Origin of the sequence: Neolewinella persica DSM 23188 (assembly GCF_000373105.1) — a bacterium.
GTDB lineage: Bacteria > Bacteroidota > Bacteroidia > Chitinophagales > Saprospiraceae > Neolewinella > Neolewinella persica.
In genome coordinates this window covers 1-16,118 of sequence record NZ_KB890458.1, presented here as the reverse complement: position 1 = coordinate 16,118, position 16,118 = coordinate 1, and the positions used below count along the sequence as shown (strand labels likewise).

At 50.1% G+C, this 16,118-nt stretch carries 14 protein-coding genes; 10 read left to right on the top strand and 4 right to left on the bottom strand.

Features of this window, described 5'->3' with window-relative positions; all coding sequences use genetic code 11:
• Positions 1-366 precede the first annotated feature (366 nt).
• Positions 367-1,344, bottom strand: coding sequence for a signal recognition particle-docking protein FtsY (gene ftsY / locus B036_RS0121935; RefSeq protein WP_020570888.1), 978 nt, complete (start codon positions 1,342-1,344; stop codon positions 367-369).
• A 439-nt stretch (positions 1,345-1,783) separates the two neighbouring features.
• Between ftsY and B036_RS0121930 the strand changes: the two genes are divergently transcribed.
• Positions 1,784-2,608, top strand: a complete 825-nt coding sequence (locus B036_RS0121930) for an alpha/beta fold hydrolase (protein ID WP_020570887.1) — start codon at positions 1,784-1,786, stop codon at positions 2,606-2,608.
• Positions 2,609-2,651: 43 nt separating this feature from the next.
• On the opposite strand, the gene B036_RS32500 is transcribed toward B036_RS0121930, so the two are convergent.
• Complete coding sequence (locus B036_RS32500; RefSeq protein WP_157472306.1) at positions 2,652-3,536, bottom strand: glycoside hydrolase family 73 protein; 885 nt, start codon at positions 3,534-3,536, stop codon at positions 2,652-2,654.
• A gap of 288 nt (positions 3,537-3,824) precedes the next feature.
• Here B036_RS32500 and B036_RS0121920 point away from each other — a divergent pair, with 288 nt between their 5' ends.
• The 5 genes from B036_RS0121920 (at position 3,825) to B036_RS0121900 (ending at position 10,204) form a co-directional block, all read left to right on the top strand.
• On the top strand, positions 3,825-4,670 hold the full coding sequence (locus B036_RS0121920) for a hypothetical protein (RefSeq protein ID WP_020570885.1): 846 nt from the start codon (positions 3,825-3,827) through the stop codon (positions 4,668-4,670).
• A 178-nt stretch (positions 4,671-4,848) separates the two neighbouring features.
• On the top strand, positions 4,849-5,835 hold the full coding sequence (pfkA, locus tag B036_RS0121915; RefSeq protein WP_020570884.1) for a 6-phosphofructokinase: 987 nt from the start codon (positions 4,849-4,851) through the stop codon (positions 5,833-5,835).
• Between the two features lie 90 nt (positions 5,836-5,925).
• On the top strand, positions 5,926-7,107 hold the full coding sequence (locus B036_RS0121910; protein ID WP_044103506.1) for a hypothetical protein: 1,182 nt from the start codon (positions 5,926-5,928) through the stop codon (positions 7,105-7,107).
• 187 nt (positions 7,108-7,294) lie between these two features.
• Positions 7,295-7,603, top strand: coding sequence for a DUF6122 family protein (locus B036_RS0121905; RefSeq protein WP_020570882.1), 309 nt, complete (start codon positions 7,295-7,297; stop codon positions 7,601-7,603).
• Between the two features lie 105 nt (positions 7,604-7,708).
• Positions 7,709-10,204, top strand: coding sequence for a TonB-dependent receptor domain-containing protein (locus tag B036_RS0121900; protein WP_020570881.1), 2,496 nt, complete (start codon positions 7,709-7,711; stop codon positions 10,202-10,204).
• A 188-nt stretch (positions 10,205-10,392) separates the two neighbouring features.
• Here B036_RS0121900 and B036_RS0121895 read toward each other — a convergent pair whose 3' ends face one another.
• Entirely contained in the window at positions 10,393-11,121 is a 729-nt protein-coding gene (locus tag B036_RS0121895) for a sulfite exporter TauE/SafE family protein (protein WP_020570880.1), read from the bottom strand.
• A 136-nt stretch (positions 11,122-11,257) separates the two neighbouring features.
• Here B036_RS0121895 and B036_RS0121890 point away from each other — a divergent pair, with 136 nt between their 5' ends.
• Both B036_RS0121890 and B036_RS0121885 read left to right on the top strand, forming a co-directional pair.
• Entirely contained in the window at positions 11,258-12,127 is an 870-nt protein-coding gene (locus B036_RS0121890) for a universal stress protein (protein ID WP_020570879.1), read from the top strand.
• Between the two features lie 85 nt (positions 12,128-12,212).
• Positions 12,213-12,950 (top strand): hypothetical protein, encoded by a 738-nt coding sequence (locus B036_RS0121885; protein ID WP_020570878.1) that lies wholly within the window; start codon positions 12,213-12,215, stop codon positions 12,948-12,950.
• 246 nt (positions 12,951-13,196) lie between these two features.
• Here B036_RS0121885 and B036_RS0121880 read toward each other — a convergent pair whose 3' ends face one another.
• Entirely contained in the window at positions 13,197-14,054 is an 858-nt protein-coding gene (locus B036_RS0121880; RefSeq protein WP_020570877.1) for a universal stress protein, read from the bottom strand.
• A gap of 142 nt (positions 14,055-14,196) precedes the next feature.
• On the opposite strand from B036_RS0121880, the gene B036_RS0121875 reads away from it, so the two are divergent.
• Together B036_RS0121875 and B036_RS0121870 are read left to right on the top strand one after the other, a co-directional pair.
• The gene (locus tag B036_RS0121875) at positions 14,197-15,108 is read left to right on the top strand and encodes a universal stress protein (RefSeq protein WP_020570876.1); all 912 of its coding nucleotides are present in this window, start codon (positions 14,197-14,199) and stop codon (positions 15,106-15,108) included.
• A gap of 2 nt (positions 15,109-15,110) precedes the next feature.
• Positions 15,111-15,851, top strand: a complete 741-nt coding sequence (locus B036_RS0121870) for a hypothetical protein (RefSeq protein WP_020570875.1) — start codon at positions 15,111-15,113, stop codon at positions 15,849-15,851.
• The last annotated feature ends 267 nt before the right edge of the window (positions 15,852-16,118 follow it).

The following is a 16,118-nucleotide window of genomic DNA, read 5'->3' as shown; positions in this document are numbered from 1 at the left end:
ACAAAGGAAATACTTGCGAAATTAACTTCGTAGGTTGTACCTTGTGCTGAGAGTGAGGTGGTTACCAGAGCCAGCAGACATAGCACGGCCCCTAGTAATCGAGTTACTTTATTATACATAATAGTGTAATTTGTGGACAGTCTCCCCCTTCCGTTCACTGAATTAAGGAGGCTGAATTAGAGAGTAAAAAATCGTAATCCACCGTTAAAGACCATTGCCGTGGTCGTCACCGGTAGTTCACAAATCATCACAAAAGAATCGGAGTCGATTTCGCCTTGCCGGGTGTCATCGGCTCCTTTCGTTTGCGTGATTCGGTGGCTTAAACCTTTGACTTTAATAAATGTGCACGAGAAAAGGAAATTTTTTCTAAGAAATTTTCATTTCGTTGCCGAACAGGCTATCCACAAAGGCTTTTTTATTGAAGATTTGGAGGTGATCAATACCCTCTCCTACGCCAATATAGCGGATCGGAACTTGAAATTGATCGGTGATTCCGATGGCTACACCGCCCTTAGCTGTCCCGTCTAACTTAGTGAGGGCCAGCGCAGTAACGTCAGTCGCTTCGGTAAAAGCCTTCGCCTGCTCAATGGCGTTCTGCCCAGTAGTGGCATCCAGGACCAAAAGAACCTGATGGGGTGCGGACGGAAGTGCTTTGGTGATGGACCTCTTTATTTTAGAAAGTTCCTTCATCAGGTTAAATTTCGTGTGCAAACGCCCCGCAGTGTCGATTATCGCCACATCACAATTGTTATCAATAGCGTATTTCGTGGTTTCGTAGGCTACTGCGGCGGGGTCGGTATACATCCCTTTGGAGTAAAATTCGCACCCTACCCGCTCCGACCAGATCTTTAGTTGATCGACGGCAGCGGCACGGAAGGTGTCCGCAGCACCGAGCACCACCTTCTTACCTTGAAGTTGATATTGATTGGCAATTTTGCCGATGGTGGTTGTTTTCCCAACGCCATTGACCCCAACAACCAGGATAATTGCCGGCCCCCCTCCTTCTACGGGAGGAATTTCGTAATCTTCGTAGTCCTGATCGTTCTGCTCCGCGAGCAAATTAACAATCTCGCTTCTCAGCAGCTTATTTAATTCGTTCGTATTAACGTATTTATCCTCGGCAACCCGGGCTTCAATACGTTCAATGATTTTGATGGTGGTATCAAGCCCGACATCACTGGAAATGAGCACACTTTCCAACTCATCCAGCACCTCTTCATCTACCGTATCCTTTCCGGCAACCGCACGGTTCAGCTTATCGAAAAAACCGGTTTTGGTTTTTTCCAGGCCTTTGTCCAGGTCTTCTTTCTTCTCTTTGTTAAAAAACTTCTTGAAAAAGCTCATGCGTTTGGGGCTTGATAAGGTAAAAATAGGCGAACGTCCTTTCTAATTAGTTGGCGCGAACGCGGGTGCCATGCCCCGGCATTGCCCGCGTGATCGCGGGCAGTGCCGGGGGTTGTAAGAGCAGGGAAAACTCCACTGCAGGCACGCCGGCAAAGGTAACAATTTCGGTTGGTGGTATGGTTTAGCCTCAAATCAGGCTTCTCGCTCCCTGTGAGCAAAAAACCGACGAACGTCATTAGCTGCTTTTTAAACCAGTCCTCCCGTCCATTTTATGTCTGAAAAAGTGAGCCTGCATTAGGTAATTCATTCAGTAAATGATGGAGAATTGAACCAGCGCGTCTACCAAATCATCACCTGAAATAACAGGCAATTCATGATGATGGCTTAACCTTAGGGGGAAGTATTACCTTTACCGCCGGTGCCCACAAAACCAGCTAACTTGCAGAACCTCCTTCATTACACCACCCATCTGGCCGACCCCAATGCTGACTGGATGATCTTCATCCACGGGGCCGGAGGGAGTTCCCTCACCTGGAAATACCAGATTGAAGGCTTTGCGCCCCATTACAACTTGTTGCTCATAGACATGCGAGACCATGGCTACAGCAAAGACCTGGTGCCAAAATACCGAACCTATAATTTTGACATTATTACCGACGATTTACTTAGGGCCATTGATCATGCGGGGGTCACCACTGCGCACTTTATCGCCCTGTCCCTGGGTAGCATCATCCTGCAAAAGTTAAGCGACCGTCGCCCGGGCATGATGAAAACAATGATCATGTGTGGCGGGGTATTCAAAGCTGACTGGCGGATCAGCACCTTTGCCCACTTCGGCAAATTCCTGAGCTATTTCGTTCCGTTTCGCTGGATATACGACGGTTTCATCCTGATCGTAATGCCACGAAGGAACCACGCCTTTAGCCGAAAGCAATACCGCAAACAATCGTTGAAGCTTAAACCAGGAGAATTTCTGAAATGGTTGGGGCTTTACAAAGACTTCTTCTCCGTCGTCCGGAAATTCTTCAACACTAAATTAATTACGCCCAGCCTGCTGGTAAACGGTAGCCAGGATCACGTCTTTCTCGACGCTGCCAAAAGGTACGCTAACAAGCACGCGCCGCTGGCCGAATTGGTCGTTATGGAAGGCAAGGGACACCTCTGTAATCTTGAGGACCGTAAGATGTTTAATAAGATTGTACTGGACTGGTTGGATGGGGCTGACGCTATCAGTAGTAAAGCGTCAGTAGTCAATGATGATTAGTAAATAGCGCGAATCTCATTAGAAAGGTGGAAGAGCGAATGCTCTACATAAGATCATAGCTGTCCAGCCCAAGGTTTTCGATGATCTTCACCAGCTTATTCCCGTAGTTTTTGTCGGTAGCGTAACCACAGGCCTTCAGGCCGTGGGCCCATTTTTTGTAATCACTGCCATGTGCTTTGAGCTTTGCGTACCGGCTGGTATTTAGCAACTCACTGTGCTCCCGAAAGGATTCCGCTGCGGAGGTAAATACACGGAACATATCGTAGCGGGTGTCATCGCCGTAGTTTCGGCAGGTACAACCCAGGCATTTCTTTCGGCATTTGATTCCGAAGTGATTATTTGAGTTTACGGCCAACTTACTGTCTCCCGCATTAGACTCCAATAAGCCCTGTGCCAGCGTAATGCTTGCTGGTATACCGAAGTCGACCATTTCTTTCTGAGCAATTTCACTGTACCGCTTCAGGTAATTTTGCACGCGATCCTTCTTGGCTTTGATGATGTTGGGAGGAAGCTTTTTCCGTTCGCCGTAGTCGGGGCTAAGCACCAAAGTCAAATTGCTGATGTGAGGAGCGGGGTCACTGGTTGGCGCAACTTCATTGAATCCTTCATGTGCTGCATCAATAGCAACGGTGCGTTCCCCAATCACGGGTTCAGGGACCGGATCAGAGAAAGAGGCCAGCAGCGCGGTAGCCGACCGCCCTACCCCGTCCAACCAGCCACCGGCAATCGAAGCTTCGGAGAGTGCCGTGCCGGCCGTTGGCTCGATCGGATCGTAAACATCTATACTAAAGGTCAGACCTCGGCTGATGCAGATGTAAAGGATCAGCACAATGAGTAGGATTTCCACACTGTAGTGAAAGGCATAGTCAAAGACTTTAGCTACCCACTGACCGAAGGCGGTGGATTGGGGTGTATTGTTTAGAGACATGTTTTTTCTTTTTGCAACCAAAACGGGAAAAGCTGTACCGTTTAAAACAAATTTAAGCATAAATGTTTTTAAAAATACATTTTTATACAATTTTTGTTTTAAAAACTCAACTAACGTTTAGACTTGCCCTGCTTTCACTCCTCCTAGAGGAGATAAGAGAGTCTCTACTTTCCAACCCAAAAATTTGGTATACCCTTACTCTTATCCGATCATTGTACCTGCGTTCCCGCCAAAAAAAACACTTAGTGTAAAATATACACTACCTTCACAAGCCAAATAAGTTTGCACATGATATTGATCGCTGATTCCGGTTCTACGAAGGCAGATTGGGCCTGGGTAGCAAAAGACGGTGAAAGTTCGTTCGTCCACACAAAAGGTTACAACCCGGTTGTACACCCCAAAGAACTTTTCGACGAAGAGATGAAAAAACTTACCAGGGACTTGCTTCCTGGTTTAAAGCCTGCAGAAGTGCACTATTACGGTGCCGGCTGCTGGGACTACAAGCGAAAGCAGGTGATTTCAGATCGGATCTCGGCAGCCTGGCCGGAGGCAAAAGTATTGGTCATGCATGACCTTCTCGGTGCTGCTCGCGCGGCCTGCGGTCATGACCCAGGTATTGCCTGCATCCTTGGAACGGGTTCCAATACCTGCTCTTATGACGGAGACGATGTGACCGACAACGTCACCAACCTCGGTTTCATGTTGGGCGATGAAGGAAGTGGCTCCCACTTAGGTAAAGCGCTGTTGCGGGCCTATTTCTACCGGGAGTTGGACGAGGAGCTCAACGACGCTTTTGAGCAATACGCTAAGATTGACAAGTCGGTAATTTTGGACAAAGTCTATGAATCCGACGTTCCTAATACTTACCTGGCCAGTTTCACCCGGTTTATGGGAGAACACCAATCGCACCCTTTAATTCAAAAGATTGTTTTTACCAGTTTTGCCGAATTCCTGGATCGTCATGTTCGTAAATACAGAGGTCACCTGGGTGTTCCCATTAGTTTCATCGGATCGATTGCTTTCCACTTCAAGCCAATTCTATTGGCAGCAATGCATGAGCGTGACCTGAAGGTGGGTAGATTTGTACATAAGCCAATTGAGGCCCTGGCAGATTTTCACCGGGGGAACTTATAGAACATCAAATCGCAAGCCCCTTCCCAGGCCTCCCCACCCTACTCTGGGAGAGCGCTATTTAAATGCTACGCGTCATCTGACAAGGTATCTGGATTTTTAAGTGCTAACAATCACCTGAAATACCACAGATTTACCTACTAGATTTGCGTCGCCCTGACTGCCACCCCAATTGAAAAGAATGAAAAGAGAGAATATTCGTCGTATTGCCGTTTTTACTTCAGGAGGTGATGCTCCCGGAATGAACGCCGCTCTTCGCGCTGTGGTGAGAACTGCCGCCTGGAACAAGTTGCACGTTTACGGCATCGAACGTGGCTACGAAGGCATGATCGATGGCCACTTTAAGCGGATGGAACGCCGTGATGTGGCCAACATTATTCAACGTGGAGGAACCGTGCTTCGCACCGCCCGCTCAAAACGATTCATGACCGCTGAGGGCAGAGCCATGGCCGCCGAACATTTGCGTGCCTACGACATCGACGCCTGTATTGCCATTGGCGGTAACGGAACGTTTACCGGTGCTAAGGTTTTCAGCGAGGAGCACGACATCCCCTTTATCGGGGTGCCCGGAACGATCGACAACGATCTGTTTGGCACCGACTATACCATTGGGTTTGATACAGCGGTCAATACTGCCATCGAGGCGGTTGACAAGATTCGTGATACGGCCGACAGCCACAACCGCCTCTTCTTCGTAGAAGTTATGGGCCGCCACTCCGGTTACATCGCCCTACACACAGCCATCGGTTCTGGTGCCAGCAGTGTCCTGATTCCTGAATCAGAAACCAATCTTGAGGACCTTAAGACGGTGCTGAAAAAGAATAAGGCCCGGGGTAAGTTGTTCAGTGTGGTCATTGTGGCCGAAGGCCACCCAAATGGCGGTGCTGCGGGCGTAGCTGACAAGATCAAGGATGAGCTGGCTAGTATGGAACCAAAGGTTACCGTCATTGGTCACCTGCAGCGGGGCGGAGCCCCGACGGCGCTCGACCGGGTGCTGGCCAGCCGGCTCGGCCACCATGCGGTAAACCGTTTGCTGGAAGGTGAGGAGAACGTCGCTATTGGTATTGTGAATGATGAAATTTTCACCTGTCCATTTGAAGAAGCCATCCATAAAGAGAAGAAGCCCAGGGAGGCTTTGATCCGAATGGCAAGTATTTTGGCTATTTAGTGGCGGGCGGACTTAACCTACAGTTAACCTTTCGAGGAATAATACCGGGTATCTTCGCGCCCCTAAGCGAACTCCTCAAGCAAGAACTCAATGGATCCAACTTTAATTATCATGTGGCTGGGCTTTATCCTGGCCGGTTATGCCGTAGTTGGTAACGATTCGATTCAGACCCTGGGGACTTTTCTTTCCTCAAACGAAGAACGCCCATGGTACGTATTGTGGGCCTTCGCAGGATCCATTCTCACTTTCACCCTCATTTACGGCTGGTATCAATATGGGGGTGACGTGAGCTACGGTCGACTGGAGAAGTACGCTTTTGTTGATAATATGAGCTGGCCTTATCTGCTCCCTCCGCTCGTGCTGATGTTGCTGACCCGGACGGGGATTCCCGTGAGTACTTCTTTCCTCGTACTTACTTTCTTTAAGCCAAAAGGGCTCATAGACATGACCGTTAAGTCTGTTCTTGGCTATGCGCTGGCCTTCCTCCTCGCCATTATCGTATGGCAGTTTGTGACCAAGTTACTCGACAAGCGGTTCATGGACAATAAGATCACCTCCAACCAGAAGCGCAACTGGACCATTTTACAGTGGTGTTCCACTGGCTTTTTATGGGGGCAATGGCTGATTCAGGATTTTGCCAATATTTACGTTTACCTGCCCCGGTCATTGACGGGGATAGAAATTGGGCTATCATTGGCCATTCTCCTGACCATGTTGGCCGTCATCTTCTACAGTAAAGGCGGCAACATCCAGAAGATCGTTAAAGCCAAGACCAATACTACGGATATTCGCTCCGCTACCATTGTCGATTTTATTTATGGCATCCTCTTACTCTTTTTCAAGGAGTTTAGTAATGTTCCGATGTCAACGACCTGGGTATTCCTTGGCTTGCTGGCCGGGCGGGAGATTGCCATTCGATATACCGTAGAACTGATCAAAGAGCCAAGTGACATTGAGCGGGCACCGGCGATGCATTACGCTGGTATTGGGCTTAACTTTGTGATCGTAGCCCTGATCGCCTACGTTGTCTTCCTCCGCGACGCCGTCACCGATATCCCCTGGATGGTCCCTCTGATGGCCGGAGTGATGATTGCCCGGGCTGCGGTAGCGTACTATGAAACGCTTCCCGGCCGCTTTAACCTGAAAGCAGCCTTCAAAGACATCGGTAAAGATCTGGCAAAAGTCACCTTCGGTCTGGCCATAAGTATTGCACTCGTTTTCGTGATGCGGTTCTTATTGACAGGATCCTTCTCTGCGCCGATAGGGGGTTAGGAATCAGTTATTAGGGTTCAGGGCTAGATACTTATTTCTGTATATTGGACTATTCGTTAAAAGAATAGTTGCCTCGGCTTCGCTCATTGAGCGAAAACGGGCCCCAAACGAAGTCCAGCTCACTTCTTCAATTTGCACATCCTGGACGCTGAAACCTGAATACTAATCGCTGAACACTAGATCCTAAATGCTACAGACCACCCTCCACTACAGCCTCCACCTGCTGGCTCCTGGCCTTATCGCCTGGGTTTTCTTTAGGGACCGCTGGCAGCAGGCCTGGTTAATTATGCTTGCCACCATGCTGGTGGATTTAGATCATCTGTTAGCGGTACCCGTATTTGCCCCTGATCGCTGCAGCATTGGCTTTCATTGGTTACACACCTACCCTGCCATTGGCGCTTATTGCCTGATGTGGTTTTGGAAGCCTGTTCGAATCATTGCGGTTGGCTTACTGTTTCATATGTTCACCGACTGGCAGGACTGCTGGTGGATGTGAAATCTAGTTGTCGGGTTTTCAAGTTGTCGGGTTATCGGATACCTTAAGCGGACACAGTATGTAAAAAATGACTGAACAAAATTATATAATAAATCTTTTGTAGGCATGACACTAATTCGACTGATTCTACCACTAAGTTTATTATTCATTTCTATTAGTCTGAATAGCCAACGACCAGCAAGTTCCTACGGTGGTCCGGGAGGTGGTGCCCCAGCCATAAAGGGTACCATCAAGGGGGAAGTTACGGATGCCACCACTGGAGAGGTTGTAGAATTTGCTACAGTTGTCTTGCTGTCTGCCGACGGCAGTAAGCAGATAACCGGCACCATCTCCGAGGTCGATGGCACCTTTAAGCTTGCGGACATACCTGCGGGTAAGTACCAAATGAAGGTTAGCTTTATCGGCTACAAAGAGAAAATACTGACTGACGTAGAGACTACGCCCAAAAACCCGGACCTGGACCTCGGCAAAATAATCCTGGAAGCCGACGCCATAGCTCTTGACGCTATTGAAGTGACCGGTGAAGCTTCTTTGGTGGAAAACCGGATCGACAAAATGGTCTACAACGCCGACAAGGATGCCACCAACCAGGGTGGTGACGCGAGCGATGTACTACGAAAGGTCCCCCTGCTCAGCGTTGACCTGGAAGGCAACGTCAGCCTCCGGGGTTCTTCGAACCTACAGATCCTCGTCAATGGCCGCCCCTCCTCCATTTTTGCGGCAAGCGTTGCCGACGCCCTGAAGTCTATCCCTTCTGACCAGATCAAGAGCGTGGAGGTCATCACCTCCCCTTCTGCCCGCTACGACGGAGAAGGCTCGGGTGGCATCATTAACATCATCACCAAAAAGAAAGAAGCACAGGGATTTACCGGCTCCGTCAATTCCAGCATCGGTACCCGCCAAAACAGTGGCGGCCTGAACCTCAATGCTTTGATGGGCCGTTTTGGTCTTAATGGCGGATTGAACGGCCGCTGGAGCTGGCCCCGGGATTCGGAGATCGAGTTTGACCGGACGGATCTCGCCAATGGCTCCCCCATCCGACAGCTTACCCAGCGTGGGATCAACGAATCCACTTACCTGGGGCTAAACGGAAACCTTGGCGCCTTTTACGATTTCAATGCCTACAACAGCCTCAACCTTAGTGGCCGCTACAACAGCCGGCGGCGTGGCGGTGAAGGCATCACCAATGGCAACATCGACAACTTCGGCAATGCCGACCTTATCGAATTCAGTCGTTTCAATGACGGATTCACCAGCGGCGGTGGATTCGATGCCACACTGGACTACCGAAAAACATTCCCTGACCAGAAGGATAAGGAGCTCATTTTTGCCTTCCAGGTAAGTGGCCAGGAGAGCCTCACTGAGAACCTGGTGGACCAGACCGGAGATCTTGCCATTTACCAGCGGGACATCATCAACGAAAACGAAGGCCTTAACCTGGAATATACCGGCCAGGTCGACTACGTGCACCCCTTCAGTACTAAGGTAAAAATGGAGACGGGGGTCAAAGCCGTCATTCGCCGTATCGACAGCGACTACTTTACGCAGGTAAAGGCAACAGATCAATCGGAATTCATTACAGACACCCGGCTTACCGACTTGTTCCTTTACGATCAGGATGTATACGCCGGCTACGTCTCCTTCAACGTCAGCCTCGGTGATAAGTGGGGCCTCGTAGCCGGTACCCGTTACGAGGTAACCGAGATTGGTGGAGATTTCAGAAGTGAAAATCCGAGTTTCGACAACAGCTACCAGAACCTGCTTCCCAGCATCATCCTCAATCGGAAGCTCAGTCAGTTCAGTAACATCAAGGCCAGCTATAATGAACGGATCCAGCGGCCCAGCTTGTTCTTCATCAATCCTTTTACCGCCATTTCTGATCCCAATACACTGACCATCGGCAACCCCAGCCTGGAGCCGGAGCGGGTACGTCAATACGAAGTAGCTTACAACACCTACGTAAAGGGAGTAGTACTGAACGGTGCGGTCTATTTACGCCAAACTAATGACTTGATTGAACAGTTCCTTCAGCTCAGCGACGACGGTATTTCCAGCACAACTACTTACCTGAACATCGGTAGTTCAGACACGTACGGAGCTAATATTTTCACCTCCTTCAAGCTATGGAAAAAGTTGCAGCTGCGCGGCAGCTTCAACTACGGCCGGTACAACGGAACGGGCTTTGCCGGAGGCGAGCAGCTGACACGGTCGGCCAACGTCATTAGTGGCAATGTGGGGGGCAGTTACGAGTTCTCCAAGAAGGTAAGGCTCGACCTGTTCAGCTTTTTCCGTAACCGCAACCAAAGTTTGCAGGGGGCAACGGCAAGTTTCAGCATCATCAGTATCGGGGCTAACTGGACCGTCAGCGAACGTACCAGCCTGGGTATTCGGGTGATCGAGCCCTGGAATGAGAACAAAGATTTCATTTCGGAACTCAGCGGACCAACCTTCAGTCAGCTGAGCTCCTTCAGCATTCCCTTCCGTAGCTTCGGGCTGAACCTTACCCACAAATTCGGGCAGATTGACTTTAAAACCCAGAACCGGCGGTCTCGGGTAAAGAATGATGACCAGAAGAGCGGTGATGGTGGCGGGGACTTTTAGGTCGGGTTGTCGGGTTGTCGGGTTGTCGGACTTCAGGATACTGTTCGGCTCCCCGTTTTTTTTGACCGTGTGACTTCAGAAGGGCGCGGCCGCGGGTGCAAAATAAGGGCCGGAAAAGCAAAGCATGGCTGGCGGCCATTCTTTGCCCTTCTACGTTCGTGGCACCTGCGACCGCGCCATCTGAATGCCTACGTTACCCACAAACTCACCAAAGTGAGCAGACCGATGCCCAGCACTAGAAATAATGCCAAACGGCGGAAAGAGTCTTGGGGAATGTTCTGGAGAATAAGCCTGCCAAGCCAGGTTCCTACCAACCCAATGACGAATAAATACGGGAGGTACCTCCATGCATCCGTACCAATGTATCCGTTTTGATAATAGACGACTGTACGCGTGGCATCAATAGCCAGGTCAATTACGGCCGACGTGGCAATGAATGTACTTTTCTCCAAATTGAAAGCTGCCATCGTCACCCCTCGGATAGCCCCACCTGACCCAAGCAACCCTGCGGTGAACCCCGAAAGTGCGCCGCCAATCATTGCTGGCCTTGGTCTTGGTTCAATTTCCAGCCTCCGCTTAATCAGAAAGAGCAGGCTGAAGGCCACTAGAAAGACACCAAGTGCTACCTCGAGCCAAATGGAAGAAAGCACCTTGGAGAGCAAGCCTCCGATGATCACAAAAACCACTGAAGGCAGGCCAATGTAAAGGATCAGTTTTCGGTCCACCCCTTTCCGGAAAAGAGCTATTTTGCTCACGTTACTGGCCAAGTGAAAAACTGCAGTCAGGCCAAGTACAGTCTGAAAATCAAAATAAATATTAGCCAGTGGGACAAAGTAGACTGAGGAACCGAACCCACCAATGGTCCCCACAATTTCGGCCAACAGGGCCAACAACAGAAACCAATAGCTAACCGACATAGTCGTTCAATTTTCAGTAAATATCTGTCTGACTTGCCAGAATGGCTACGAAATACATCATGGCACCCAATGATAAAAAGCAGCGTTTCCCGGCTAGTTAAAGTGCAATTTTACACTGCACCAATTCTATTCCATTATGCCTAAGATCATTGTTCCCACCGACTTTTCCGAAACCTCAGGAGTTGCCCTTAACTATGCGAGCTACCTTGCGGGTGCTACTGGTTTTGATCTTGAAGTGCTGCACATTCACGATGGTTATGGCGAGACAGACCGCCTGGTTGAAAAAAAGGGCAATATGGCCGCCCGGATGCAAGCCCAACGAGCCATTGATGCATTTGTCCGTTTCCATACCGACCCCGTCAACTTCACGGGTAACGGTGAAGGTTCAACAAATACCTTGCCGATCATAAAATCCAGTGAAGTGGTCGGTTCGCCCACAGATGCCATAGTCGAAGCCAGTAAGGACGAGGACGTTGTGCTGATCGTTATGGGTGGCGTTGGTTCCGGCAGGGTAACGACGATATCTCCCGTTTTCGGCAGCGTTGCCCGTTCCGTAGCGATGAAGGCCGCCTGTCCGGTTTTCCTGATTCCACCGGGGTATGGCAAGCCCGATATTAGGGTGATTTCCATTTCCTTTGAGAAAGTTGCCCCGCTCCAAGAAACCTGCGCAGGCATGGATTTTTTACGCAAAGCGCTGAAACCCGAGATTCGCTTTGTACACGTTCAGGATATCGATTCCAGCGAAGAGGTCAAGGTTGAACTTGAACTGTTACAAGTAGTAATGGACTCCAGTTGGCCGGGCTACCCCGTAGAGCTCGACATGCTCTCTCACGGCCTGGCATCAGATAAACTGACCGATTACACCCTGAAAGAAAACGTTGACCTCCTTGTTTTAGGACGCCGGAAACGCGGCTTCTTCAAACGGCTGTTCATCAGTTCTGACACCGCTCCCCTGCTTTCAAGTAGCGCCGTACCAGTGCTGGTAGTACCGATTGGAGAATATTAAAATCCACAGCTAAACCTGCTTGTTTCGAATAGCAAAGGATTCCCCAGTCGCTCCAAACGATTCCACTACTCCAAAGCCCTCACCGATGAAATGCCTGTACCTGCTCCCAGCCCTTGTTTTAGCCCTGATGCTATCCTCCTGCACCAATGACCAGTTGGTCGAAGTGGCACCACTTGAGCGCGATCTGCTCATCACGTGGATTGCCCTGGAGCGAGGTGACTCAACGATCGCCAGCAGTTACCACCAATCGGCGCAGGCGAAGTGGGGAAAGCTGCGGCAAAAATTTCGTTTGGCCTTATTGACCGAAGCGGAAAAACGTTCTGTAAGCCTGGTCAACCTTTGGACAAACAACCTTAACATTGCTTTTACCAATAACCAGCCCCAAAATGCCTTGGTTAACATCCAGCATCTTCAGAACCAGTTAAAAACCCTGCGACCGCGTTACGGGATCGTCCATCCGGCGGATCATTTGTATGAGTTCATTTACAGTTGGGATCAGGTGGGGGAAACGTGCGCGGACCAAATGATGTGCCTGCTGGAATGGAAAGAATTTGAAGCGCTTTATGAGCAGGCAGATAGCCAGTGGCGATCCTTTCAAAAGACACGGCCATTGCACCACGACCTTGTCTTCCCTGGTATTGGTAACAATAGTACGTCTGCAGAACATAGTGCGCTGGCGTTGACACAGGCACTGGAGAACTTCGGTCAACTCCTAGACGAAGCCGACCATACCATTCTATTAGCCCCTTCGGAGGCCGTCAAATCCGCCTTCCTTGATTACGTGGCCGTGATCGTCGCTTACCCTGGCGCGGAGCCGCTGTAATTTTATTTATTCAGGGTTGGGTATATTTTGGGAATCCTTCTCCGGAGAGACGACTTCGACCTTGCACATCTTAAAAGTATGCTGCCCCTTCTCACAACCAGGCGAGAAGGGGCAGTTTCTTTCCAAGCCACCCGACCGGCCTGGCTTTGGTATTGACCGAGGCTACAAGCGGCCTAACGGCCAATGATAATCAGTCTTGAAACGCCCATGGGTTAGAGCCTTGGGGATTCGGGCGCTTTTCACCATCTACACGTCTTCCTGGCGGAAGATGAGTAAAGGGAAATTGGCTTTAAGCGCTGCCTCACGGGTGTTGCTGGATCTGAATAAATCTTCCAGCCAGCTGTACTCAGGCCGGTGCATAAAGACCAGATCACAGTGGTTTCGGGAGACATAGTCGTTGATGCCGCTAAAAACCTCTTTGTTATTTACGGTGGCAAACGTAGTTTTTGTAGCTGCATTGGGATTCCCGAAAAGCTCCCGGAGCCGACCGAGGTCGTAGGCTGTTTGCTCCTTTTCAGGTGGTAATACGTGCAGGAAGTGCAGATCGGGATGGAATACAGAGAAGGCATCCAGGAGTCGCTTTACTTGAGAAGCATCGACATGCTGCAGGTCCGTTGCATAGCAGAGCAGTTTGCAGGGCGTGAATTTCACACCGTTGGGAACAATCAGCAACGGCAATGGCGAACGCTTAAGCAAAAAAGTGGTATTGGTCCCCAGCAGCTTATCCCAAACATCATGCTGGCCATGCGTCCCCATTACGATGAGGTCGTTGTTCATTTCACCGGCCTTGTCCCGAATGGTGTGTCGCAGGTCACCTACAGCAACCACGCAATTAACTTTGGGCTCCCGCTGAAGTTGGCCACTGAGTGCTTTGATCTCAGTGTTCATAAACTGCCGGATACCAAGAGCCGCTTCTTCCTGCAGCTCTTCCACAAAAGAGACCGCAAAAGGCGCATGATCAGGTACCGCTGAAGCAGGAGGGACGGTGTACAACAACGTTATGGAAGCCTCCAGATGATCCCCAAGTTGCAAGGCATACCGAAAGGCATTTCGAGCAATGGCGGAAAAATCTACAGGCACCAAAATGGATTTAATCTGGTTCATTGGTCACTGGTTTGGTTCACAACAAATATCACTACAAGAGCGGATGCAGGCCATGATGAAAGTCATCTCTCCTACTGACGTAAATCAATGGGACTCAGTAACGCGAAACAGAACTTTGTAGTACACAAAACTGCTAGCTACCATGCCAAATATTCTCATACCCGTTGATTTCAGCCTGCCCTGCCACAACGCATATCGGTATGGCTTGCACCTTGCACAGGACATGGGCTGCAACGTCGTCCTCGTTCACTATTACTCAAGTTCTATTGATCCTAACCAACCACTCGTTTTTTCAGGAGACGGAAGCATTTACGATAGTTACATCCAGCGTATGCGTCAGTTTGCCTACCCAAGTGGAGACGGTATCGGTTACCACCTGGTGGAACCACCCAGAGGCGTCGAGATATTTTACGAATGCGCTTTAACCTTTAACACCCCTAATGCCATTATTGAGCGGGCAGAGGAAAGTGACATTGTGGCCGTAGTAATGGCCCCACGTAGCAAGGCTAAGCTTATGGACAAGTGGTTAGGGAGCACTTCGACCACGGTCAGCGAAGCCTGTAACCGCCCGGTTTACCTGGTACCTCCAGAGGTCAACTTTAGTCCATTTGAACGCATTGTTGTAGCAAATAACCACCTGGCCGCCCAATCTTTCCCACTTTGGCAGATCGAGCAATTGGCAGAAAAATACCGCGCTACCGTCCACTTCGTTCACGTAGAATGGCCAAACCAATACGGCCCCCTCAAGTTTGTGCCCTGGCGGTTGATGGAGAAGCTAACGGCCAGTAAATCAGGGAACAATTACCCCTTTAAGGTTGTCACTGTTAATGAAACCGACATCACCAAGGGTTTACTGGAATACGCAGACAAAGAGAAGGCTAACCTGGTGGTTATCGTCAATAAGCTCCATGGCCATTGGCGCGCGTTTCTTCGCGCTAGCCTGACACAAAACCTCGCCCTCCGCTCCAACAAACCAATTCTTGTACTGCACGGTGGCGAAGACGAGGTGGCTAAAGACGCCATGGATCTTTATGCCGACAAAAAACCTACTTAAGCATGTCTTTACCCCGTCTCTTCCTGCTGTTCCTGACCAGTTGCCTGCTTTATGCCTGTACGCCCGAACAGCTGGCCAGTGGCCGACAAGCCGAGCAAGCTTACGTTGACTTGTTCTACGCCATCCATACCGAGGAGCCGACGGCAGCAAAAACGGCGGCCCGCCAACTGGACAAAACGCTGGTTCAACTAAGGACCACCTGGCAACGGCCGTTGAGTGAAGAACGGGCCGAGAACATTCGCTACCACCTTGATCAGGCGGCGTGGGTTTATGCAGAGGCCCGTGAGTCAATTGAAGCAGCCAACCTCGAATTGGCCGGCATTCAGCTCGACCGGGCGACGTATGAACTTACCGCCGCCAGCCCGGCGACCATGCACGAGCTATACATCGGGGCAATCTATGATTTCCTGATCACTTGGGTTGAGGTGAAACACGCCGTTGGCGAGCCAGACCTTTGCTCCCTTGAATGGACGGGGTTCAGCAATTACGCAAAAGACGTCCGGAATACCTGGCGGCGGGTTCGTTCCATTATGCCCCACGATAGGATGTACGGCCCGGAGGCACCGATCGATATGGAACGCTTCGAGCTAGCCCACGCCAGCGTTGAAGTTGCGCTGGAGAAGTTTGAAGCCATTCTGCAAACCGGCGACCAATGCCTGGCTGCCGAGAAAGCGGAACAAGTCAGCGCAGCCATTTGGGATTTGGTGCTATTGTTCAGTAGCGAGCCGACGGGCAGTATTTGATGGATTCAAGCTGGAGGGTGGACATCAAATTATCGGCTTTGGGGCGCGGTCGCGGGATGCAAAGCAGAAGACGATAACATGAGTCATCCCGAATTTTGGCGATGACAAAAAATTAGGCCTTTTGTGTATTTTCGAGGAGTTCTCACACTTCAAGAAAAACTCAAAAGGCCTATGTTTTTAAAGTTACTGCAAGATAAAGCAACTACTCCAATAAAGCGAAAAGCAGGTCCATTTCTCCTTCGTCAAGTAGATCGTTACACCCGTCAG